This is a genomic window from Olegusella sp. (assembly GCF_057238325.1).
Genome location: NZ_DBHHGF010000001.1, coordinates 22,820 through 46,780 on the forward strand (window position 1 = coordinate 22,820; position 23,961 = coordinate 46,780).

The following is a 23,961-nucleotide window of genomic DNA, read 5'->3' on the forward strand; positions in this document are numbered from 1 at the left end:
CGCCACAGATAATTTGTATACAGACAAGCAGCCGAGGGAGAGGAAACGGCTGCTTGTTTGATTCTTGCAAGAAGGGGAGGGTCGATGACCCTAGTAGAGATTTTGCTGTTAGGACTTGCGCTCTCGGCAGATGCGTTCTCGGTGACAGTTTCCAATACCTTTATTTATAGCGAAGAACCTAAAAGGCGTCTGATGTTGATGCCGCTTTTCTTTGGTGCGTTCCAGGCTTTGATGCCGCTATTGGGCTATTTCTTGGGCAGTGTTGCTGCTTCGCTTATCGAAAGCTATGCAGGCTTGGTGACCCTAGTGATTTTGGGCATTATTGGAGGCAATATGATTCGCGAGGGCGGTGGCGCTCTGCTTGCCGCGCGCCGCGGTGAAAGCGCTGAGGGCGATGTTTGCGCCGTTCGCCGTCGTATGACCTTGACTACACTGCTTTTTCAGGCAGTGGCTACTGCTATTGATGCCTTTGCGGTGGGTGTTAGTCTGCGTGCCCAGTCGGTAAACCTTGCATTTTCGGTTACTACGATTGGCCTGACTACTGCACTTTGTTGCGTCATTGCGATTGTGTTGGGCAAAAAACTTGATACATTGCTGGGCGACCGAGCCGAAGTTGTTGGTGGCATCGTTCTTGTGGGAATTGGTCTCAAAGCCTTCTTTGGCATATAGATCCAGCACTCATGCAAACGGTTCAATAGCGTCGCGCGGAGGCTGTAAATCCCCAGGTAAAATTTTTGTCAAGGGCGCTTTTTGAACCGTCTGCGATTACGTGTTGCAATTGAGTGCTGCAGTGAACCGTCTGCGATTGAGTGTTGCAATTGAGCGCTCGTAAAGCTGCAGACACTAACCCATATCGGGCTTACCATCGAAGTTAAGACCATTGACGATTTGAGCAAAGCCTTCACGGTCACCCGAGGACAAGCAGTGCGATAGTAATTCCCAGCGCTCAAGACCCAAATGATAGAGGTCGGGGAAACTTTCATTTCTGGGTTTACCATCGGCAGGATTAATCCATCTGCGCTGCTCAAGGTTTGCTGCTGCACAGGTATCGCTATCACTGGCCACATGCGCCATTGCCAAAATTCGCGAATAGTGAGTTTGACGTATCAGACGCTCAAGCTTTGCTGCTAGACGCATTCGCGTAGCACCTGCAGGCTCAATAAAACGATAAACCAATTCGTAGTCGGTAACCGCTCCGCCATAGGCAGCGACACCTATTGGCAGACCGTAGACCTGTAGCCCAATTTGGGCCATCAGCGCACCTGCTACTTGTGAAATGCGTTCGGTACGTGCTAGATAAGAATAAGTTGGCACATCTGTGACATTTATGCCGCGTAGTTGGCGTAGCATCCAAACATCAATCTCGCTTTCGAGCAGAGCGTGGATTTCTCCGTCAGCACCTTCAAGACCATATTCCGCTGTTGCTAGTTCATCCTGTTGAGCATAAATCAGCGGATGAGCAGCGCTGTCGAGTGCATAGTGGCCTAAGTAGCCCAACGACCAAGCGAGGCCGATGCGTTCGTCTTCGCGGCGCAGATGACTTACTGCATCGCGTAGCACCCAAAATGCATCAACAATCTTGCGTTCGTGGAGCTCCCACCCTAGTTTGTGGCAGAGTTTGGCATGTTCAGGAAAGGTAGTTGCGCAGGCAAAGAGGGGGTCGGGACCCTGATTGCCCAACAAAAAGGCAAGCAGCTCCTCTTCGTCACTCACGATACCTTCAGGTAGGAGTTTTACGGCATCTTCACCAAAGAGGTGATGAGTAATAATAGCTGGCATTTATATTCTCCTTATAACAACAGCCGCACGAGGCGGCTGTTGGAAGTTACAAATACATCCTATCCCAAGGCGAGCTATTTTGTCTTGTGGTTTAGCCACCAATACGTCCCCAGACAGTTCCTTCGTGTCCAGCACCCGTGCGGAATTTGACACCGTCGCCAAAGAGCTGCTTATATTGCAGGGTTTGCAGATCAAGACGTAGTTGAGCAGCAGGTGTACCTGCAGCCTGAGCAGCTTTAGTGCTGATATCGTTCCACTTACCCGACTTATCTTGGTAGCCCAAGAGATTGAGAACAGGCATGTCGCTATGGCGCATAACCAACTCAGCTTTGTTGAGGTCGGTGAGCGGACCACCAATTAGCTGCAGCATATCGGCTGCTAAGAAATTGGTACTGGTATCGATCTGCTGATTTTTCTTTGCACCAGCAACATCGTAGTTAGCCCAAATCATGTATTCAGTTGTGCGTTCACGCTCCTGATGTACCAAATCGGATGGATCATCGGTGATGAGCTTGTTGTACTCATTTGCAATGGAAGGCTGATGGTCGCCAAAGAAGACCACCACAACTTTGCGATCAAGCTTGGAGAGTTGCTTTAAGAACTTATCCATTGCGCGGTCCGACTCGTCGATAAGAGCCAGATACTCATCCAAAGCAGGGTTATCAATACCGTTTACGTGGTATTGCTTGACCATATCTGCTGGTAGAGCGCCCGTCTCATAACCGCCGTGATTTTGCATAGTGACATTGAGGAAGAACTGCGGGTTTTTGTTGGTCTTGAGACTCTCATAAATCTTGTCGTATGTTGCCTCATCGGTAACCATGTTGCGCAGACGCGCAGCGCCTGTAAAGTCGTTGATATCAAGGAAACGATCAAAGCCAAAGGTGGGGTAGACCACATCGCGTCCCCAGTTAGTGGCAAGATTCGGATGCATTGCGATGGTGTCATATCCCAGTTGTTTGAAGCTCGCGGCCATGTTGGGTACACCCTTCATGTCATAGACCATATAGGGATAGACGCCAGAACCCATAAATGCCATCGAGCAGCTTGTCATCAGTTCCCACTCAGAGTTGCAGGTACCTCCACCGTAAGGTGCAACGTAGAGAGTGCCTTTGGCGAGTGCACCTTGATAGTTTTTGAACCATTCAGGGCCGTTGTATGCGCCACCCAGATTCGCATAGCGGGATAGATCAGAGTAAGACTCATTCATGATGCAGATAACAGAGGGCTTCTCCTCATTAAACTGCTTGACCGCGGCCTTGTGCTCGGTGGTAGCGCCCAGAGTAGAGTCATACTTGGCAACATAATCAGCAAAGAGCTTTTCGGCAGACTTGTTGGAGTAGTCTTTGGGCTTTTCGGGATTGAAGGATTGGAGCTGAGTGAGGAAGGAGCTTACAAAGCCCTCACGCCAGTAGCTCTCTAGAGGAATCCAGGCGTTATAGACGATATTGAAAGTTTTAGCAAAGCTAATTTGTGTGCAACCCAGACCAAGTACGAGGCAGGTGGCAGCGGTAACCAGGAGGTTTGCGCCGACAGCCGCAATCTTTTTTGTGTGCTTGGGTTTAGGAGTTAGCGACAGCATCAAGATTACTAATGCAAGCAAAGCCACAGAAAGCAAAACCTTGCCATTGATAGCGTAAGTGTAACCACCACCGACGGCTGCAGCTGTACCCAATGCCAGAATATCACCTGCCATGATGGGAGTGTTTTTGAAGGTAACAACAAAGAATTCAGCAATGCCTGTTAGCTCAAAAATAATAGCGGCGATTGAGGCACCAACACCAGAACGCTGAGTCAAGAAATGTAGCGCTACCATCACAAGCAAAATGATAGCAATCTCGAGAATCATGCCTTCAATCCAGAAACTGTCAATACGTGGGTTTGAAGGCAGCTCAATGCAAACAAAGGTAAGGTAAGCGCCTAACAGCAATATAAGTGCTTCGAGAATCTGAGGCGCGGGTTTATGAAGCTCAGAGAGTTTATTGCGGATGTTGTTGTGCCAAAACGACACAATCGAGCCAGTTGCCAATGCAGCAGAGAGAGCAATGCGCTCCAGCAGACCCGCATTCACAAGACCCATTACGTCATAGATGCCAATGCCTATAAGAAAGAGAGTAAAAACAATGCTCCAGCCCCAATCGGCGGGTCTTATATCGTCTTTCTTGAATTTGCGCGGCACAAGTACATAAGCTGCTATCACAAGACAGAGAAAAACAAACTCAATAGCAAACATGACAACACTTTCGACGAGCTTTACGAGTCTATTCAAACATGTACAAGTTTCCCACGGTGTACATGAATATAATCTTAAGACATTCGAAAATTATGAAAAAAATAGAGAAAAGAGCAGGTAGACTGCAAAATACAATCTACCTGCTCTTGGATTAAACCCAGAAAAGCAGCGAGTTGTAACTAGGTACAGGCCACCAATCCGCACCGCAAATTTCTTCCATAGCATCGACCTTTTGACGTAGGTCTGCCATTGCGGGTAAAACATTGTCGCGATAGGCATTGTCCTGCTCGGCAGGATCTGCGAGTGCTTGGACAGCGGTGTTGCGCTCCTCTAAGTTATGGGTAGCAGCAGCAATTGCGGAGATACCCTCGGTGACAATGCGGACAGTCTCTTTTTCGGCGGGGCTATCGATGCCGATGGTTTCTTTGGCTGCTACTGCAGCGGCAATTTCGGAAGAGAAGCTGGTCAGTGCTGGTAAGTAGAGCTTGCGTGCCATCATTACCATTGTGTTGGCTTCGATATTGAGGAGCTTTGCATACTGCTCTGCTGCCGAAATGTAACGAGCACGGAGTTCAGACTCGCTGAGTACACCATAGCGACCAAAAAGCGCGATGGCTTGTGGGGTAATCATTGCGGGTAGGGCATCGGGAGTCGTCTTGAGGTTATGCAATCCGCGACGCGCAGCCTCGGCCTCCCAGTCCTCAGAGTAGCCATTGCCCTCAAAGATAATGCGGCGGTGCTCACGGAAGGTGCGTTTGACCCATGCCAGAGCATGTTCGACAAATTTGTCGGCGGGGACACGCTCGAGATCATTGGCAAAGCGGTCGCACTGCTCGGCTACTGCAGTATTAAGCACTACATTGGGGCCAGAAAGATTTTGCTGGCTACCACACATGCGGAACTCAAACTTGTTGCCTGTAAAGGCAAAAGGAGAAGTGCGATTGCGATCACTATTGTCGCGGAAGAAGTTTGGCAGCTGAGGAACTCCCAAATCAACCTCGGTGCGACTATGAGAATGTACAGAACGATCGTTGACCAGCGCATCTACAACAGGTGCAAGTTCGTCTCCAAGGAAGACGGACACAACAGCGGGCGGTGCCTCGTTGGCGCCTAGGCGATGGTCATTACCAGCCGATGCAATGCTTGCACGCAATAGGTCTGCATGTTCATTGACTGCTGCGACCAAGAAGGACAAAAACACCAAGAACTGCAGGTTTTCCTCGGGTTCATCTCCAGGCTCTAGTAGGTTTTGTCCATCTGCAGAAAGTGACCAGTTGTCATGCTTGCCCGAGCCATTGACATACTCAAAAGGCCGCTCATGTTGCAGGCAAGCAAGTCCATGGTGGGTTGCTAGCAGCTTGAGTTTTTCCATGGTAAGGAGGTTGTCATCAATAGCAACTGAGCCCTGCTCAAAAATGGGAGCAAGTTCGTGCTGCGAGGGCGCAACCTCGTTGTGCTTGGTGCGAACAGGCACGCCGAGCTTCCAGAGTTCATCGTCGACTTCCTTCATAAAGGCGTTGACGGTAGGGCGAATGGCGCCGAAGTAATGTTCTTCGAGTTCTTGTCCCTTGGCGGGTGGGCAACCAAAAAGCGTGCGACCAGTTAGTACAAGATCGGGACGAGCGGCAAAGTCCTGCTCACGAATAAGGAAATACTCCTGCTCGGGACCGCAGGTGGTGACCACGCGGCGGGGTTCTCGACCAAAAAGAGCAAGGACACGCTTTGCTTGCCGCTCGATAACAACCTGTGAGCGCAAGAGCGGAGTTTTTTTGTCCAGAGCTTCTCCGGTGTAGCTGATAAAGGCAGTTGGGATGCAAAGCACTTCATCTTTGATAAAGACGGGGCTCATTGGATCCCAGACGGTATACCCGCGCGCCTCAAAGGTTGCACGCAAACCACCCGAAGGAAAAGATGATGCATCTGGCTCACCTTGGATGAGCTCCTTACCCGAAAACGCCATCAATACGGTGCCGTCATCGCGAGGTGTGATGAAGCTGTCGTGTTTTTCGGAAGTGATGCCTGTAAGAGGCTGGAACCAGTGGGTGAAGTGGGTAGCACCATGCTCAAGTGCCCAGCTCTTCATTGCGTGGGCGACCTCATTTGCAATATCGAGATCAAGAGGCTCACCATCTTGAGTGACCTGCAGGAGCTTTTTGTACGTTGGCTTTGGCAGACGTTCCTGCATGTCAGCGTCGGTAAATAGCAGACTTCCGTACTCTTGCGAGACCTTGTCTTTACCCATATCAAATCCTCTCGGGACTCATGTGCGGTCATGCGGCTCAAGTTTACGCCGAAATGCTGCAATTTCGCTGTCATTAGCCTATACGCACAAATGTTACGTGTGCGCTGGCGCGCGACGTCGACGTTAGCTGTCACAGGGGGCGGGTAGAATAGATAGAACAGCTGTCAAAAAGAGCTTCAGAGGAGCTTTTATGTCTGAGAATACTTTTAGCGCCCATCGCACGATTGCCGTTATTGATGGTAATTCGCTTATGCACCGTGCCTTTCATGCGATTCCACCTACTATGACTGCGCCTGACGGTAGTGCAACCAATGCGATTTTTGGTTTTGTCAGCATGTTTATCAAGATGGTCGAGACTTTCCATCCCGATGGCATTATTTGCGCCTTTGATAAGGGCAAGCCTGCTGTGCGTGTGGAGATGTTGCCTGAGTACAAGGCTCAGCGTCCGCCGATGGATCCTTCGTTGCATCAGCAGTTTTCCAAGGTAAAAGAGTTGCTTCATGCGATGGATGTGCCAGTGTGCGAGCTAAATGGATGGGAAGGCGACGATATCCTAGGTACTCTTGCGCGCCGTGGTGAAGAAGCTGGTTACAATATGTATCTCATCACGGGTGACCGTGATATGTACCAGCTTTCGACAGATCATGTGCACATTGTCTCAACGCGCAAAGGCATGTCTGACGTTGCAATTATGACACCCGAGTCAGTTGAGAATCTCTACCACGGCATTACGCCCGAACTAGTTCCCGACTTCTACGGTCTTAAGGGTGATAGTTCAGACAATATTCCTGGTGTTCCAGGTATTGGTCCCAAAAAAGCTAGTGCGCTTATCGTGCAGTATGGCAATCTTGATGCTGTTGTTGCTCATGCTGATGAGGTCAAGGGTAAGGTGGGCGAAAGTCTACGCGAGCATATTCAGGACGCTCTGCTTTCGCGTGAGGTGGCACGGATTCGCACAGATGCACCGCTTGATATGGATTTTGCTGATGCTAAATGGCCAACTTTTGATCCAGCAACTCTGCGTGCTGCTTTTACTGCATTGGGCTTTACAAGCCTGACCAAGCGCATGCTTGCTCTTGCCTCGGCTGCAGCGACAACTGAGGGTGATAAGCAAAACGTTGCGTCTGAGCCTTCCTTTGAAATTACTAAGCCGCTTAGCGGAGAAGAAGCTCAGGACGCTCTCGATAGTGCCCTTGAGGAAGGGGAGTGGCTGGGTGTTGCCTTGGGGCTCGTTGATGGCAAACCTGAACAGCTGACCTTGGATTTGGGAGAGGACAACCAGCCGCAACAGACACTCTGGCTTGCAACTAGTACAAATATATTGAGTTTTGAGGACGAAACAGCTCTTTCTACGCTTGAGCAAATAGTTCGCAAGGGCAAGCTAGTTGCCGCTGATATCAAGGCATTGATACATGCAATTTGCCCATATGACTCTGCGTTGCCCGCGCATGTGGAGCCTCGTGAATTAAGTTCTACTCGTCTTTTTGACTGTGGTATCGCTGCATATCTACTGGATTCTGCACGCAGCGGTTTGGATATTGCGTCGTTGATGGTGGCTTTCCTTCCTGATGTTGCCTTGCCTGAGCCGAGCGACAAACTCCCACAGGCAGCACTTGATGCTTTGGGAGCACGCTTGTTGCAACCCAAGCTTGCTGCTCTGCTTGCTGAGGATGGCTCTGAGGAGATTTTTAATAACATCGAGATGCCTTTGCTGCCAGTGCTTTTGCAGATGGAGCGCACGGGCCTTAATGCTGACCCAGCGATTTTGGCTGCTCAATCGGCCGAGCTTGCCCGTGAAGTCAGTCAAATGGTTGCGCATATTCACGAAGTTGCAGGCGAGGAGTTTAATGTTGATAGTCCTATGCAGCTCTCACATGTGCTTTTTGAGGTATTGGGCTTGCCTACCTATGGTCTCAAAAAGACTAAGCGTGGCTACTATTCCACCAATGCCAAAGTGCTTGAGGATCTTGCCCAAGAAGAGCCCATTGTTGCCGAAGTGCTTGATTATCGTGAGCGCGCAAAGATAAAGTCTACCTACTTAGATGCTTTACCTGCACTTATTCGTAGTGATGGACGTATTCACACCACACTCAATCAGACGGTAACAGCAACGGGGCGCCTGTCGAGTTCCGAGCCTAATCTGCAAAATATTCCTACTCGCTCTGAGTTGGGTCATCGCGTACGTCGTGCTTTTACTGTGCCTGAAGGTTCGGTCTTCTTGGCCTGCGACTACAGCCAAATTGAGCTTCGCTTGCTGGCACATCTGTCAGGCGATGAGCATCTCATCCGTGCGTTTTGCGAGGGTGAGGACTTTCATGCCGAAACCGCTGCTCGTGTCTTTGGTGTGCCGGTGTCTGAAGTAACGCCTGCGTTGCGTAGTCGTGCCAAGGCGGTCAACTTTGGCATTGTCTATGGTCAACAAGCTTATGGTTTGGCCACTTCGCTCAAGATTCCGCGCACCGAGGCGCAAGAGATGATTGACCGCTACTACGCAGCCTATCCCGATGTTCGCACCTTCCTCAATGCACAGGTTGCGCTTGCGCACAAGCAGGGATGGGTTGCCACGATGTATGGTCGCAAACGTCATATCGCAGAGATTTCTGCACACAATCGTCAACTTGTCGCCTTTGGCGAGCGCACAGCAATGAATCATCCGATGCAGGGTACCGCCGCCGATATCATCAAATTGGCGATGATTCGTGTGCAGAATCGTCTTGACAAAGAAGGACTTAAATCCAAGCTTGTTCTGCAGATTCATGACGAATTGGATTTCGAGGTACCCAAAGACGAGCTTGAAACCATCGCTGCGCTCGTTAAGGAAATAATGGAAGGTATTGTTACGCTCAAGGTGCCGCTGGTAGCCGATGTAAGCTACGGTACGACTTGGGCCGATGCAAAGTAAAGTTTTGCTTGGTGGCAATTCTTACGAAGAAGTACGGAAAGAGAAAGTAGTGGCAGAAAAGATGCCCTATACGAGCATAGAACGCAGGGAACGCGTGGTATTGCAAGCTTCGACAGAGGCAGATCGGGCGACATCGGGCTTGCTTGCGCGTCTGTTGGCTATGACCAGCGATGCTGCCTTGGCCTTTGATGGATCAGGACACGTTCTGCTTGCCAATGAGGAAGCCGAGGAATTGCTGGGTCAGGCGGTAAAAAATCGTATTTCGGTATCAAGTATTCAAGACCTTGATGTGCGTATGCTTTTTCCACCTGCGCTAGGACATGCTCCAAAGACGGATTTTCAGCTCTCTGACCTGCCTTTTCCTGTGGATGGAAGTACACGACGTCTACTCTGTGCAAGTGCGGACGGTCGCGCACGCGAGTTGAATGTGCGTGCTGATCGCGTGCAAGCTCCCAAAGATACCTATTTATTGGTGGCTTCAATTGTTCATGATGAGGAAGCTGCAAGTCGTGAACGCGAGCGCTTGCTTGAGGAACTTTCACGGGCTAATAGACGGCTTTCGGGTACGCTCAAAATTGTGCTTGGTACGATTGATGCAACCGATGTGGCAACTCTCTTTACTGATGTGCTCCAGGAAATTTCTTCTACGCTTGAAGCAACAGGGGCGTTGCTTTATCTTGCAGAAAGTGATGGTTTTCGCTTGTATGGTGCAAGCGAAGGTAGTAATACCTCGCAGGTCAAGCACTTCTTTGCACCTGGCAAAGCTTTTGAGCACAAGTTGCGCGAGGTGGGCGGTGGCCTGCGTTTGCGCGTGCTTGACCCTAGTCGAGAAGAGCTGCGTCGTGGCGAGCTAAAAGTTCGTGAACTGATTGATGAAGAAACACGCGAAACTTTTCGTGTGCGCAAGTCGATATTGCCGCCCTACAAAAGCTTTTTGTTGGCGCCTGTGTGGTTTGGGGGCCATATTATTGCGGCAATTATTGTAGGTTGGGAATTTGCCAAGCAAATTCGTCGCGATGATGCGCAACTTCTTGATGCGGTGGCAAGTTATCTATCTGTGCAGCTGGCGGGCGCCGTTGCAACTCTACGTCAGCAGCGTGAACGCGAATTAACGGAGCTAGGCAACAATCTTCGTGGACTCATCTTGGATGCAGGGAATGCGCTGGAAAAAGATGAGTTGTCCGAGAGTATGGATGCTTCTGCTCAGGAACGGCAAGATATTAGTGACAACGTTCGCACTTTAATGAGCGAAACTCTGCTGTGTTCGGTGGTTCCTCTGCGTCCTAATCCGCTTTCGGAAAATGGTGATTGCCTTGTTGATTTGCCGATGCATGGTCGTCGCGTGCTTCCGTCAGAACTGCTTAACTGTCATGAAGAAAAGAGCGAGACGAGCGTAGTTGCCATTAGTCCCACAGATGATCTGGGCGTTTGGCTTGCCGCGGCGGGAGAGCCTTGCCAGGGTGCGCTTATCGATCTGGGCATTATTGGGGGTGCTCGTCGTGCAATGTTATTGCTGCGTGATGTGGAAGCCGAACCCTTCGATGAACTTGAGATGAGTTTTCTTCGTAGGCTCGCCGAGGATACACGCGGCGCTGCTCAGGTCGAAGAGGCTCATGAACGTGATCGACATATTTCTCAGGCTCTGCAGACTGGAATGCGTAATGAATTGCAAAAAGTTCCTGGTGTGACTGCCGCAGGTTTTTATACGTCGGCAACACAGTCCGCTTTTGTTGGTGGCGATTTCTATGACCTTATTCGCCTACCCAAGGATCGTGCCTGTGTCATTATGGGCGATGTTTCGGGCAAAGGTGTTGAAGCAGCCTCAGTGTCAGCTGCTGTCAAGACAGCGCTTGGTGCTTATTCTTGGGAGGGGCTAAGTCCTGCTCGCATGGTGCGCTTGCTCAACGAGTTTTTGATTGGTTTTACTCGCCTAGAGACATTTGCAACACTTTTTGTGGGCATCATTGATCTTAATCGAGCAGAGCTAAGTTATTGTTCTGCTGGCCATCCCCCTGCGATACTTGCTCGTGCTCAGACGGGTGATTTGAGCACACTGGATGTGCAGTCAGGTGTGGTGGGAGCCTTTCGCGAGATGGAATATCGCAATGGCAGAGCCAAGCTATTTCCAGGTGATGTTTTGCTTCTTTATACGGATGGTACAACTGAGGCCCGTGCGTTAGATGGGGCATTTTTTGGCGAAGCAGGACTGCGTGAGGCTGTGATGGCGGAGCTTCCCGTGGGCTTTGATGGTCTGCTTGACCGCTTGCTAGCACGGCTCGATGAGTTTACTGATCGTCACTTAGAAGATGACGTTGCCCTAGTTTCTTTGCGCTTTGACAAAATTGGGCGTACAACATCGGATTAAGTTACGTTACTGCGGGGAAGACTTCCCGTATGAGACCTGATACCAACATAGCCGTAGTACCTCTCAAGGCTGATCTTGATGTGATTACCGTACCTGCTGTGCGGCATAGCATCGACAGTCTTATTAGCTCGGGCTGCCGGCGCGTAATTTTGAATATGGCCGATGTGAGTTTTATTGATTCGGCGGGGATGGGACTTATCATTCGCGAGATTGCACGTATGCGCGCGGCTGGTGGTCTCATGTCTCTTATCAATGTTTCGCCAGTGGTACTGAGAGCGCTTGCCCTCAGACGCGTGGTGGACTTTATTCCCGTCTCAACAGCGGGCGAACAAGATGATGTGCCCGAGCTTGAGCCTGGCACGCTGCCGCTTTGGAGGCGTGTACTACGTATTAATCCGTTAGATCCTGCAGCAACGCGTTCTAAGGTAAGTGAGTTGCTAGAGCTGCTTCCCTTGAGTAGTGATGAGCGCTTTGATGCCAATCTTGCGGTAGGGGAGGCTGTGGGTAATGCAGTTGACCACACAGATGGTCAGGGTGCACTTGTAGAGATTGTGGGCTATCGCGATCGTGTAGTGGTAGAAGTGAGTGACTGTGGTTGTGGCTGTGCTGATAGTTGGCGGGCGGCGTTGGCTGATGGCAGCTTGGATATTTCGCGTATTACTGATGATGCAACGGTAAATGACTGTTGGCGAGCTCGTGGTCGTGGTCTCAAGCTGATGCGACTGCTTGCCGATTCGGTCACCATTGTTCCCAAAACCGTTGGATCGGGCACAGTAGTAAGAATTGTGAAGCTTGCACGCGGTCTCTGAGCTGCTGTTTTACTTGATGTGCGAAAAATTTTCCTTAAATGGCAAATTTTTCTAAATTTATACTTGCATCAAAGAGCTGAGTCCCGTATAGTACTTTCTTGCGTCGCGGGCTTAGCGCAGTTGGTAGCGCGCCACCTTGCCAAGGTGGAGGTCGCGGGTTCGACCCCCGTAGCCCGCTCCATGATTTACCCGGGCCGATTCGTTCGGCCTTTTCTTTATCTGACGCTTGCGCGTCAGTGTACGGCGAAGTAGCCAAGTGGTAAGGCACGGGCCTGCAAAGCCCTGATCCCCGGTTCGAATCCGGGCTTCGCCTCCAGGAGCGTAGAGGGCATTCGTGCAAGCGGGTGCCCTTTTTTGTATGCTTTGCTCGCATAGGTCTTTTGGCGGAGAATTGCCTTTAAGGGACAAACGAGCGGTGGGGAGCGGTTTTGAGTAAGACAGATGTAACGGCTCGCGAAGTCTATTTGGATTTTGCTGCAGCAACTCCCATGGCAGATGAAGTTACTCGCGCTATGCTTCCTTACTTCTCAGAATGCTTTTACAATCCTTCAGCTCCTTATGTACCAGCACGCAATGCTCGTGCAGCTTATGAGGATGCACGTACTCGTATCGCACATCTTATTGGTGCACGTCCTGGCTGTGTAACTGTGACAGCAGGAGCTACCGAGGCCAATAATCTTGCGTTTGTCGTGGTTGCTGACCCCAAAGCTCGCGTTGTTGTAGATGCGATTGAGCATGAGAGCGTGCTGAGTTGTGCTGCCACTCATCCTTGTGATGTAGTTGGTGTATGCAGCGATGGTCGCGTTGATATGGATGCGTTGGCCGCAGCGATTTGTTCGGAGACTGAACTTGTCTCAATTGAGCTTGCAAATGGTGAGATTGGCAGTATTCAGCCAATTCGCGAGGTGGCACGTGTTGTTGCTGCTGAGCGCGAGCGACGTCTTGCTGCAGGTGAATTGCGTCCTCTCTGGTTGCATACAGATGCTTCTCAGGCCGCAGGCTATCTTTCTACAAATGTATCCTCATTGGGTTGTGACTTGATGACGATGTCTGCAGCTAAAGTCTATGGTCCCAAGCAGGTCGGCCTGCTCTGGGCAGCTGAAGGCGTACCTTTGCGACCCCTGGTTTTGGGTGGTGGACAAGAATCGGGTGTGCGTTCTGGTACCGAAAATGTTGCCGGAGCGGTAGGCTTTGCCACGGCATTAGAGCTTGCCGTTGCTTGTCGAGCTGATGAGGCGCAGCGCCTGCAGCATTTGCGAGACCGTTTGCAGCGCAGACTGGTGAGTGAATTTCCTTGGACTCGGATGTCGGGTCCTCGCAATGCCAAGAAGCGTTTGCCCAGTTTGTTGCATATATCTTTTCCGCTATTGGATGCTCGCCGTCTTGTGATAGCGCTTGAGCGTCGCGGCGTTTATGTGGGTACAGGTAGTGCCTGCGCTGCAAGCAAGATGCGTCAGTCGCATGTACTACAGGCAATTGGCGTACCCGCGGCAGTAGCACAGGGCAGTTTGCGTCTAACGTTGGGGCGTACCAGTAGCGAGGCAGATATTGATTATGCAGCTGAGCAAATTATTGAGGTTGTGCATTCCGAGCTTGCTCGGCTTGGTCTTACTGAGATAGAACTTGCGGCAGCGAATGATTCTGCTTTTGTCTCAATGGGAGGCGTTCGATGAGCAAGGCAAAGGTATATGTTGGCCTCTCTGGTGGAGTTGATTCTGCGTTGGCGACAGCTCTGCTTGTCGAGCAAGGCTATGATGTTAAGGCCATCTACATGCGCAATTGGTCGCGTGATTTGCCAGGTTTTCGTTGTCCTTGGGCAGACGAGCTGGCAGATGCCGAGCGTATTGCGGTAACACTTGGTGTTGACCTTGAGGTCTGGGATTTTGAGGCTGAGTACAAGCGTACGGTTGTCGATTATTTGGTGGAGAGTTACCGTCAGGGTCTTACGCCTAATCCTGACGTGATGTGCAATCAGACAGTCAAATTTGGTAGTTTTGCCAAACGTGCATTTGCTGAAGGTGCTGACTTTGTTGCTACAGGCCATTATGCGCGTGTGCGCAAGCAGGATGGGCATACTCAGCTGCTCCGCGCTTGTGATGAACACAAAGATCAGACCTACTTCCTCTGGCGTGTCGGCGAAGAGGTGCTGGCACAGAGCTTGTTTCCTATAGGTGATTTTGCGAGTAAAGCTGAAGTGCGCGCTGCCTGCGCCGAGCGTGGTCTCGGTGTCGAAAACAAGCCAGATTCCGATGGAATTTGCTTTGTAGGACCGGTAGGAATTCGTACATTTTTGCTGGATGAGCTCGATCGATGCGCGGGCGACATCATCGAGTGGGAGACGGGTCGCGTGCTTGGGCACCATGATGGAGCGTTTTTGTACACTGTGGGGCAGAGGCGCGGTCTTGACCTTGGTGGAGGGCCTGCTCGCTATGTCGTGTTGACTGACGTGCAAAAAAACGTTGTTTATGTGACAGCTGATCGTATGTGCCCAGGACTTTGGACTCGCGAGATCGAGCTTAATGATGTCTGCTGGATCAGCGGAGAGATACCAGCAGCGGGGGAGTATTTGCTGCGCACGCGTCATACGGGCACTTTGGTGTCTGCGCAGATAGATATCAGTGATAGGACGGTTTGTGCACACTATACCGAAACCCAAAAACGCGTTGCACCTGGTCAGAGCGCTGCAATCTATGCGGGTGAGCGGTGTCTTGGCGGTGGTATTATCATGGGCCCCATTCCTTATCCAGAATTTTAGATTTCTATAGACCATATTCGATAGTGTCTCATCGGTACCCAGAAAGTACCGTTAACCCTTTTTGCAATGCTTGTTAGCTGCGTTTTCTTTTCTTTTGTGTACATTATGAATAACGTGATGAGACGCGCGGGAGGCAATAGTCTGACTGCAGCAAGAGAGAGGGTGAGGGCAATGAAACAAAAATCCATGAGACTTTCTGCGATAGCTTGTGCAGTAACGCTCATATGGTCACTTGCAGCATGTGGAGGTACGCAAACACCTGCTGGATCGAATGCAGGATCAGGTGGCACTACCCAAACCCAAGCAACAAAAAAACCCGCAAAGAAAGTGATCAACGAAGATACCTTTGTCGGCGAATGGAATCTTGTAGCTGCCGATATGGGGGGAGCGCATCTAGCTGGCGATATTTCTGCCATGGATTTGCATTCTACCGTTACCTTTACCAAAGACGGTAAATTTACCATGACGATGGAAAATAAATCAACATCAGGTAAGTGGAAACTTGACGGAGAAGCTGCGGTTGTAATGCCTGAAAAGTCTGCCATCACAACAGATGATGATGGAGGAGAAAAGCAAAATTTTAGCTTTAAAGTAAATAAGGACGACACTATTACCGTTGCTATAGATGAACTTGACATGGGAATGACTTATGGCAAAGGAAAAAACGCCAAGATAGCACCTGAATTTAATCCGAAAGATGGGAAGGCTATTACTGACATTTCCCAACTTGCTGGTACGTGGAAGCTGGCGGGTATGTACAAAGACGGCGCAAGCATTAGCGGGGATTTGTCCATGCTTAGCATGACAGAGACCACTATGAAGATCAATAAAGATGGTACCGGTGAATTTATATTCGGGGGAGATTCCTCTCCCCTTACTGTCACTATTGATAGCGATGGTGCAAAGCTTACGGAGTCTAGTGTGACAGTAACACTGACCTTGGGCGAAGGTAGGTTGATATGTGATTCAAGCAAGATAATGGATGGAACGTTTGAAGGGTACCTCTTCTTCGAGAAAAAGTAGCGTTCAAAAATCGCATGCGACAACATACTGACCGTACAAGCCACAAAACACCTTCGGTTCTCCGGAGGTGTTTTGTATGGTGCTGAGAAGAGAGATCTTTGGACATGTAAAAAATAGGTGTCCGATCTTGCTTCTTATATAACCCCGTCACCAAGACTTGGATTGGCCCCAAAGGTGACTCTGTCACCGTTAAGCTTTTAGCTGACGGCAACGACAGTGGCAAGACTCTCACCCTATCTGAGGACAATGGTTGGTCTGGTTCCTTTGATGGTCTTCCCAAGTACAACGCTGATGGCTCTAAGATTGCCTACAAGGTGACAGAAGCTGAAGTTTCTGGTGTTGATGCGGATAAGTACACCACAGCTGTTACCGGCTGTGCTGTCAAGGGCTTTACCATCACCAATACCAACAAAGAGACCGTCAACATTGCTGGCTCTAAGACTTGGGATGATGATAATAACCGTGATGGTATGCGCCCCAAAAAGATTATCGTTCGCTTGCTTGCTGATAACACTGAAAAGACTCACATGGAAGTAAGTCCTGAAGGGCAATGGAAATGGGAGTTTAAAAACCTTCCCAAGTATGACCCCGTCACAGGTAAGGAAATCACCTACAGCATCAGCGAAGATGCAGTAGATGGCTATGCCACTGAGATTTCTGGTGCCAATATCACCAACACTCACGAAATTGAAAAGACCTCTATCTCTGTCGAGAAGAAGTGGGTTGGAGATCCTGCTCATAAGGTAACAATTCGCCTGTGTGCTAACGGAGAAGTTACCAATCAAAAGCTCGAGTTATCCCAAGATAATGCTTGGAAAGGCGAGTTCAGCGACTTACCAAAGTATGAGGATGGTGAGTTGATTGTCTACACTGTCGTAGAAGATGAGCTTGATGATTATGCTACAGCCATTACTGGTGATGCTGAGCATGGCTTTACGGTAATTAATACCAAGAAACCGGATGAGCCTAAGCCCGATACACCAGATAATCCTCAGTCTGATATACCAGAAAAGCCAAAACCCAACACACCTGAGATTCCCAAGGCTCCTGAACCTAAAAAGCCTTCGCAACCCAAGGCAGAAAAATCTACGAAGAAAATCGTCAAGCGTGTGGTCAAGAAGCTTCCACAGACAGGGGATGAGGCTGGAGCTACAGCCGCATTATTTGCTGCAGGTTTGCTAGCGATTGTTGCGTCAGAGTTGCATCGCAAGCGTGAACAAATGTAGTAAATATAGTTAGTTAGGTTGGTCAGAACACCTTGGTGCTTTCGCGCTAGGGTGTTTTGCTTTAACGGATTGCATAGATTGCAGTGAATATGTCTGAGCCTCCATCACTTAATAGTGGCGGAGGCTCAGCCTGCAAATATGTATGTGCTGGTGCTCAAGACGGCTAAATCTGCCGCTATAACAGGCGGCCAAACTTGCGGATATAAAGCTTTTTTGCTAAAGCAACCAACACGAGATAGCCGACAATTACACCTAAGAGCAAAGGTAGCGTGCTTGCAGGTAGTGGTATTAAACCCAAGGCCTTGGCAACTGTCGGAATGTAGGGCATTACTGTTACAAGCAACACGCCCAAAGCTGTTAGCAGTGAGAGAGACCAAGAAGCACGGCTCTCTATGAAAGGTAGCTTTTCAGTGCGAAGGGCATGCATGACCAGCGTCTGACTCCACATCGACTCAACAAACCAACCAGTCTGGAATGCTGCAACAAACATTCCCGTAGCTGCTATATTCCAAGTGCTACCTGCAACAGCGGGACACACCACCCAGAACAACAATGCGTAGGTCAGCAAATCAAACACTGAGCTTGTAGGCCCAATCCACACCATAAATTTGGTAATTGACCCCGCATCCCAACGCTGTGGAGCTTGCAGTAGCTCTTCGTCTACACGATCCCAAGGCAGCGCTGCCGCCGCGAGCGTATAAGCCAAACCCAGCAGCAACAACTGAAGTGATGTCATTGGCAAGAAAGGTAAAGCCACGCTTGCTACCATTACGGATAGCACGTTTCCAAAGTTCGATGCGGCAGTCATCTTTACGTATTTGATGGTATTGACGTAGGTGCGGCGCCCCTCCTCAATTCCACGGTCGAGTACCATGAGATCTTTCTTGAGCAAAATGATATTTGCTGTCTCTTTTGCTACATCCACAGCGGTATCAACAGAAATACCTACATCGCTTGCACGCATTGCCGCCGCGTCATTGATGCCGTCACCCAAAAAACCGACGGTGTGACCCTGCTCGCGCAACACTCGTACCACACGGGCTTTCTGGAGAGGAGAGAGTTTGGCAAAAAGTCTGCAGTTCTCGGTGCGTGCAGCTAGCTTCTCATCACTTAGTTCATCAACATCAGCGCCCGTTAGTGTGTCTTGCACATCAATGCCGACTTTTTTACATACAGCAGCAGCCACACGCTCGGCGTCGCCAGTAAGTACTTTGACTGCTACGCCACTCGCCTCTAGACGTGCGATTGCCTCAGCCGCTCCAGCCTTGGGCGGATCCAAAAAAGCTAGGTAGCCAACAAGAGTCATTTTGCTTTCATCCGCTACCGAAAACGCACCCATTGGCAATTGATGAGAGCGTCGTGCTACAGCAATCACACGCAACCCCTCGTCGCCTAGACGCGTTGCCTCGGCTTCTACTTTGCGTACTAGATCCCCGCTGAGTGGTAGCTCCTCGCCGTGATAACGCACAAAGCTGCAGATAGACAGTACTTCTTCAACAGCGCCTTTTGTCACAATATCGGTTAGCCCCGTTGCCTTTTCGCGTACCACTACGCTCATGCGACGACGTTCAAAATCAAAAGGAATCTCATCAATTTTTTCGTAGCGACTATCCAGTACTGATAGGCGAGGATCGGCTGCCTCAAGCTCGCGTGTAGCGTCAATTACTGCTTGGTCGATGAGATTAACAAGTCCTGTTTGTAGCGAACTATTGAGATATGCAAACCGCAGAACGTCGTTGTCATCACGTCCAGTTACATCTAAGTGGCGCTCGAGAATGACACGGTTTTCGGTGAGTGTTCCCGTTTTATCGCAGCACAGTACATCTGCTGCACCAAGATTTTGGATAGAACCTAGACCCTTGACGATGACATCGCGGCGACTCATTTCGGTGGCACCACGTGCCAGACAGGTGGTAACAATGACGGGCAACATCTGCGGTGTAATGCCCACTGCAATTGACAGCGCAAATAACAGTGCAGCTGGCCAATCGCCCTTGGTTAGCCCGTTGACAAGCAAAACAAAGGGGCACATAACTGCCATGAACCTGACGAGCACGCGTGAGACATCCTCAATACCTTGGTCAAAGGCTGTTTTTGCAGGAGTTTCAGCGAGAGTCTCGGCCATGCGACCAAGGTAGGTGTTGTCTCCTGTTGCAACAACTACTGCTGTAGCACTGCCGCTTTGCACCGTGGTACCCGCAAACAAAATGTTGCTGCAGTCAGCAATAGTCAGCGGACGGCGGCGACCCGAGCGCATGCGCGGTGTGTGGACTGCGTCAGGCGTCTTTTCCACAGGTTCGGACTCGCCAGTGAGTGCAGCCTGCGCTACAAAAAGATCTTTGGCGCTCACAACACGTGCATCACCTGGGATGATATCGCCTGCGGCAAGATTTACTACATCACCCACAGCAACCTGTGCAATAGGGATTTCGCTGGTTTGTGGTTCATCTGTCTCAGGATCGCGGCGTGTGACTGAGCATGTTGAAGTGACCATCGTGCGCAGACCTGCTGCTGCACGGTCACTCTTTGCTTCTTGGACATAGCCCAAAACACCTGAAATCAGCACCATCATGCCGATGATGATTACAGTGGAAGGGTCGCGTGATTCGGGCGCCGCAGCAATGACCTCGGTGTAGAGAGAAATCGCAGCCAACGCTAGCAAAATCAACGTAAATGGACTTACAAAGGCATCAAAGAGTCTTCGTGCAGGCGATGCCACATGTGCAGGCGTGAGTTCATTGGTACCCAGCAGATCAAGTTTTGCTTGGGCAATATCTGCTGCGAGTCCATTGCGTGTGGACATTAGTCGTGTGAGCGTGCGCCCCGCATCGTGACGCGCGGCAAAAGCAACCTCGCGGCCTAGTTCAGAACGAAAGTTTTTCTTGGTAGTGATAGCAGACATAACTGCCTCCTTCGCGTGTCGAGGAAAAGCGGTACAGGAATATCTGCACCTCCGACGTACGAAGGCCAGCTAGCCGCGCGGCGAGATCCCAAAGAATCACGTCGCGTACTGTCTTGTGTACAGGAAAGCCCCATCAAATCGTCCAGCTGGGACATATTTGATGTTTAAGCAAACTCAGTGCGAGGACTTTGCCATGTGCACAACGGCGGTAACGCGGCATTGTGGTCCTCGCATAATGGGACATATTCCATGGTTCGCCTCCTTGCAGGTCGCAGTCTCCCGACTGCAGCTTTGTATATGCTCACGGTATCACGCTCGTGAGTCGGGGGCAAGTTGAGATGATAGCTTGCTTGTTGCTCCCTCCGCGTCACTTCGTTGTTTGCGATAAGAGCCAGGAGAGGTTCCATACCGTGCCTTGAATTTGCGTATAAAGTAAGAAAGGCTCTCAAAACCGCAACTGGCTGCAATAGTAGTGACGGGTTCCTGGGTACGTCGCAGAAGGTGGCTAGCGGCTGTTAGTCGGTAGTCAGTGAGATACGACACAAAACTTTGTCCCGTTTCCTGTTTGAAACTGCGCATGAGATGCGCTTTGCTGTAGCCCGCTATATTGGCAGCATCTTCAATGCTGAGCGGTTCGTCATAATGTTCCCTCAAATAGATGAGTACATTTTTGATATGCGCGGATGATGCTTTTTTATTTGCAGGGCGCTGGATATCCCCATAGATAAAAAGCGCATGAAGCATCAAGATAAGATTGCTTCTCACGATTAGAGAATACCCTGACAAACGCTTTTCGCAGGCTCGGTCAGATGCATCAAGAGCCGCTTTGACCTCGGCATACATCTTTCCTTCCGTAGGCAGGGGATAAGGCAAGCTGATGGAATTTGTTCGGAGTGGCTCTAGGATATTGTGTTTAAACCAAACATCTTCGTTGCTGCCGCCCAAGATGGAGAGAGAAAAAATTATATTTTCGTATTCCATACGCGTGCTGCCGTCGCCTTCTATGGCGTGAATCTCGCCTGGCGGCACTATCACAATAGAGCCAGCGCATACAGGATGTCGCTCAAAGCCAAGCGAGACAAAACCCTGTCCCTTTTTGACATAAATAATTTCCATTTGGTCATGCCAATGCGGCGCCACACTATCAAAATCTAGGGGAATTGTGCAGAGATAGGTGTTGTAAGGAAATCCTGGCTGTTCGTGTACTTGGGTTTCTCGATATTGCGCATACTCATCAAACTTCATGCCAGCCCAATCTTTCCGCAAAATACAGGATATGCTCGTATCGTACAAGTATTTGCTGTATTGGTGCAAGAATAAAGCATATCAATGCTCATATAGTTCAGTTAGCAAAAAGTAAGTTTGGCATACGACAGCCATAGAAGTTTTGTCTCAAAAACTTTTGAGCTTCTTGAGAAGGGATTTTTTGTGTCTACGTATTCACTTGCAGCTTATTTAGATAAGCCTCTTAACGTTTGCACTAATCTCGAGCTATTTAATGCATTGCTCAAGCTTACCAAGGATGCCTGCGCCGAACGCGGCTACAACGAGGGCAAAAAGAAGCTCTACTATATCTCGGCAGAATTTCTTATCGGAAAGCTTTTAAGCAACAATCTCATCAATCTTGGCTTGTATAAGGATATTAAAAACGAGCTCGCTGCTGCAGGAAAGTGCATTGGTGAGTTGGAAGAGTTTGAGCATGAGCCATCACTGGGTAATGGAGGTCTTGGCCGACTTGCTGCTTGCTTTATGGATTCTTGCGCAACTTTGGGTCTTCCCGCAGATGGTGTGGGTCTTGCTTATCATTGTGGTCTTTTCAAGCAAAGCTTCTCGGCAAACAAACAATACGAAACTCCCGATACTTGGCTTACCTGGGGTCAAGAGAGCTGGATGAGCCGGTCTGCGCGCCACTATACGGTGCAATTTGGCAATTTTTCTGTGACCTCTACGCTCTACGATATGGACGTGACTGGCTATGACTCCAAGTGCGGTCGCCTTCGTCTTTTTGATATCGATAGTGTAGATGAGCGTCAGATAAAAAATCGTATCGTTTTTGATAAGAGACAGGTAGAGAAAAACCTCACACTTTTCCTTTATCCTGACGACTCTGACGAAGCGGGACGTATATTGCGGGTATACCAAGAGTATTTTATGGTGAGCAATGCCGCGCAGCTCATGCTTGACGAGTGTATTGAGCGTGGTAGCAACCTGCATGATCTTGCAGATTACGCTGCGGTTCAGATTAACGATACTCATCCCACCATGGTGATACCTGAGCTTATTCGTTTGCTCCAAGACCACGGTATTGCTATGAATGAAGCTATTAGTATCGTGCAAGATGTGTGCGCGTATACCAACCATACCATCCTTGCTGAAGCACTGGAGACTTGGCCTCTGCACTATCTAGAGGAAGTTGTGCCCCAGCTTGTACCCATTATCAAAGAGCTTGATGCACAGGCTGCCAAACGTTCTGATGGTCCCTTTGTTCGGATTATCGACGGGTGGCACAACGTGCATATGGCAAACCTCGATATCCATTTTTCACACTCGGTCAATGGAGTTGCCGCACCTCATACCAAGATTCTCAAAGAGTCTGAGCTTGCGCCCTTCCATAAGCTTTATCCCAAGAAATTTAACAACAAAACAAATGGTATTACCTTCCGTCGTTGGATGGTCTCATGCAATCCCAGTCTTGCCGCATTAGTGTCATCAAGGCTAGGAGAGGGATGGAAGAAGGATGCGGCCCAGTTGGAGGATCTGCTTGCCTATGCACATGATGAAGTATTCCTTGAGCAGCTCATTGATATCAAAAAAGAAAATAAGCAGCGATTTGCTACATGGATGCGTGCGCACCAAGGAACCGAAATTGATCCTGACTCGATTTTTGATGTGCAGTCAAAGCGTTTGCACGAGTACAAGCGCCAGCAGCTCAATTTGTTGTGGGGTATTAGGCAGTACCAGCGCATCTGTGCAGGTGAGTTGCCTGACCACAAGGTGACAATGATTTTTGGTGCCAAGGCGGCACCTGCCTATGTGATTGCCAAAGACATCATTCATGCCATTTTGAGTTTTGGTGAGGTGGTAGCAAATGATCCTGTTGCCAATAAGTATCTACAGGTAGTGATGATTGAAAACTACAACGTTACTGCTGCCGAAAAACTCATCCCTGCAGCCGATATTTCCGAGCAGATAAGCCTTGCTTCAAAGGAGGCCTCAGGCACGGGCAATATGAAATTTATGCTCAATGGCGCGCTTACTCTGGGCACTATGGATGGCGCTAATGTTGAGATTGCTGAGCTCGTGGGTAAGGAGAACATCTATTGCTTTGGTGAGAGTTCAGATGAGGTAATTGCTCGTTATGCTCGTGGCGACTATAACCCTCGGACCTATTACGAAAGCAATGAGGATATTAAGGCTGCTGTCGACTTCCTTGTGGGTCCAGAGATGCTTGAGAAGGGCGACGAGAACAATTTGCAACGCCTGCGCAATGAGCTTATTGGCAAGGACTGGTTTATGACTTTCCCTGACTTTGAGAGCTATTGCCAAGTTAAAGATCGTGTATTGAAAGATGCACAAAATCAACGTGCGTGGGCACAAAAAGCACTAGTGAATATTGGTAAAGCAGGTTATTTCTCCTCAGACCGTACCATTGCGCAGTACCAAGAAGATATTTGGAATCTGTAAATCATTTATGTGTGAGATATCACGGCTGTAGACCAAGACAA

General features: G+C 49.6%; 14 protein-coding genes and 2 tRNA genes. 11 read left to right on the forward strand and 5 right to left on the reverse strand.

The features are described from left to right. Positions 1–84 precede the first annotated feature (84 nt). Positions 85–669 (forward strand): manganese efflux pump MntP, encoded by a 585-nt coding sequence (locus tag ACO5JD_RS00085; RefSeq protein ID WP_484986827.1) that lies wholly within the window; start codon positions 85–87, stop codon positions 667–669. A 174-nt stretch (positions 670–843) separates the two neighbouring features. Here ACO5JD_RS00085 and ACO5JD_RS00090 read toward each other — a convergent pair whose 3' ends face one another. The 3 genes from ACO5JD_RS00090 to ACO5JD_RS00100 all read right to left on the reverse strand — a co-directional run bounded on the left by ACO5JD_RS00090 (position 844) and on the right by ACO5JD_RS00100 (position 6,254). Beyond that, positions 844–1,779 carry a zinc dependent phospholipase C family protein gene (locus tag ACO5JD_RS00090; RefSeq protein WP_484986829.1) on the reverse strand — a complete coding sequence of 312 codons (936 nt, stop codon included), beginning with the start codon at positions 1,777–1,779 and terminating at the stop codon, positions 844–846. A 91-nt stretch (positions 1,780–1,870) separates the two neighbouring features. Further along, the gene (locus ACO5JD_RS00095) at positions 1,871–4,012 is read right to left on the reverse strand and encodes an LTA synthase family protein (RefSeq protein ID WP_484986831.1); all 2,142 of its coding nucleotides are present in this window, start codon (positions 4,010–4,012) and stop codon (positions 1,871–1,873) included. A 151-nt stretch (positions 4,013–4,163) separates the two neighbouring features. Continuing rightward, positions 4,164–6,254 (reverse strand): glutamine synthetase III family protein, encoded by a 2,091-nt coding sequence (locus ACO5JD_RS00100; protein ID WP_484986833.1) that lies wholly within the window; start codon positions 6,252–6,254, stop codon positions 4,164–4,166. A 190-nt stretch (positions 6,255–6,444) separates the two neighbouring features. On the opposite strand from ACO5JD_RS00100, the gene polA reads away from it, so the two are divergent. From polA to ACO5JD_RS00145, 9 genes are all read left to right on the forward strand, one after another. Continuing rightward, complete coding sequence (polA, locus tag ACO5JD_RS00105) at positions 6,445–9,156, forward strand: DNA polymerase I (protein WP_484986835.1); 2,712 nt, start codon at positions 6,445–6,447, stop codon at positions 9,154–9,156. Between the two features lie 49 nt (positions 9,157–9,205). Then, positions 9,206–11,521, forward strand: a complete 2,316-nt coding sequence (locus ACO5JD_RS00110; RefSeq protein WP_484986837.1) for a GAF domain-containing SpoIIE family protein phosphatase — start codon at positions 9,206–9,208, stop codon at positions 11,519–11,521. A 29-nt stretch (positions 11,522–11,550) separates the two neighbouring features. Beyond that, positions 11,551–12,330, forward strand: a complete 780-nt coding sequence (locus ACO5JD_RS00115) for an anti-sigma factor antagonist (protein WP_484986839.1) — start codon at positions 11,551–11,553, stop codon at positions 12,328–12,330. Between the two features lie 105 nt (positions 12,331–12,435). Then, positions 12,436–12,511 (forward strand) — tRNA-Gly (locus ACO5JD_RS00120). A 61-nt stretch (positions 12,512–12,572) separates the two neighbouring features. After that, a tRNA-Cys gene (locus ACO5JD_RS00125) sits at positions 12,573–12,646 on the forward strand. A 112-nt stretch (positions 12,647–12,758) separates the two neighbouring features. Then, positions 12,759–14,003: a cysteine desulfurase family protein gene (locus ACO5JD_RS00130; protein ID WP_484986841.1), complete on the forward strand. Its 1,245-nt coding sequence runs from the start codon at positions 12,759–12,761 to the stop codon at positions 14,001–14,003. Continuing rightward, entirely contained in the window at positions 14,000–15,085 is a 1,086-nt protein-coding gene (gene mnmA / locus ACO5JD_RS00135) for a tRNA 2-thiouridine(34) synthase MnmA (protein ID WP_484986843.1), read from the forward strand. The genes ACO5JD_RS00130 and mnmA overlap by 4 nt, the downstream gene beginning before the upstream one ends. Before the next feature lie 171 nt (positions 15,086–15,256). After that, positions 15,257–16,108 carry a hypothetical protein gene (locus tag ACO5JD_RS00140; RefSeq protein ID WP_035438463.1) on the forward strand — a complete coding sequence of 284 codons (852 nt, stop codon included), beginning with the start codon at positions 15,257–15,259 and terminating at the stop codon, positions 16,106–16,108. Positions 16,109–16,221: 113 nt separating this feature from the next. After that, the gene (locus ACO5JD_RS00145; protein ID WP_286127400.1) at positions 16,222–17,334 is read left to right on the forward strand and encodes a Cna B-type domain-containing protein; all 1,113 of its coding nucleotides are present in this window, start codon (positions 16,222–16,224) and stop codon (positions 17,332–17,334) included. A 175-nt stretch (positions 17,335–17,509) separates the two neighbouring features. Here ACO5JD_RS00145 and mgtA read toward each other — a convergent pair whose 3' ends face one another. Continuing rightward, a complete protein-coding gene (gene mgtA, locus ACO5JD_RS00150) occupies positions 17,510–20,236 on the reverse strand; it encodes a magnesium-translocating P-type ATPase (protein WP_484986845.1) in 2,727 nt (908 codons plus the stop codon). 309 nt (positions 20,237–20,545) lie between these two features. After that, complete coding sequence (locus tag ACO5JD_RS00155; RefSeq protein ID WP_484986847.1) at positions 20,546–21,481, reverse strand: AraC family transcriptional regulator; 936 nt, start codon at positions 21,479–21,481, stop codon at positions 20,546–20,548. A gap of 183 nt (positions 21,482–21,664) precedes the next feature. Between ACO5JD_RS00155 and ACO5JD_RS00160 the strand changes: the two genes are divergently transcribed. Next, positions 21,665–23,920, forward strand: coding sequence for a glycogen/starch/alpha-glucan phosphorylase (locus ACO5JD_RS00160; RefSeq protein WP_484986849.1), 2,256 nt, complete (start codon positions 21,665–21,667; stop codon positions 23,918–23,920). Positions 23,921–23,961 lie beyond the last annotated feature (41 nt).

What these genes read in the sequence shown, in the direction of transcription:
- ACO5JD_RS00085 (WP_484986827.1), top strand. Translation starts at nt 85, where the DNA reads ATGACCCTAGTAGAGATTTTGCTGTTAGGACTTGCGCTCTCGGCAGAT.
- ACO5JD_RS00090 (WP_484986829.1), bottom strand. Translation starts at nt 1,779, where the DNA reads ATGCCAGCTATTATTACTCATCACCTCTTTGGTGAAGATGCCGTAAAA.
- ACO5JD_RS00095 (WP_484986831.1), bottom strand. Translation starts at nt 4,012, where the DNA reads ATGTTTGCTATTGAGTTTGTTTTTCTCTGTCTTGTGATAGCAGCTTAT.
- ACO5JD_RS00100 (WP_484986833.1), bottom strand. Translation starts at nt 6,254, where the DNA reads ATGGGTAAAGACAAGGTCTCGCAAGAGTACGGAAGTCTGCTATTTACC.
- polA (WP_484986835.1), top strand. Translation starts at nt 6,445, where the DNA reads ATGTCTGAGAATACTTTTAGCGCCCATCGCACGATTGCCGTTATTGAT.
- ACO5JD_RS00115 (WP_484986839.1), top strand. Translation starts at nt 11,551, where the DNA reads ATGAGACCTGATACCAACATAGCCGTAGTACCTCTCAAGGCTGATCTT.
- mnmA (WP_484986843.1), top strand. Translation starts at nt 14,000, where the DNA reads ATGAGCAAGGCAAAGGTATATGTTGGCCTCTCTGGTGGAGTTGATTCT.
- ACO5JD_RS00140 (WP_035438463.1), top strand. Translation starts at nt 15,257, where the DNA reads ATGAAACAAAAATCCATGAGACTTTCTGCGATAGCTTGTGCAGTAACG.
- mgtA (WP_484986845.1), bottom strand. Translation starts at nt 20,236, where the DNA reads ATGTCTGCTATCACTACCAAGAAAAACTTTCGTTCTGAACTAGGCCGC.
- ACO5JD_RS00155 (WP_484986847.1), bottom strand. Translation starts at nt 21,481, where the DNA reads ATGAAGTTTGATGAGTATGCGCAATATCGAGAAACCCAAGTACACGAA.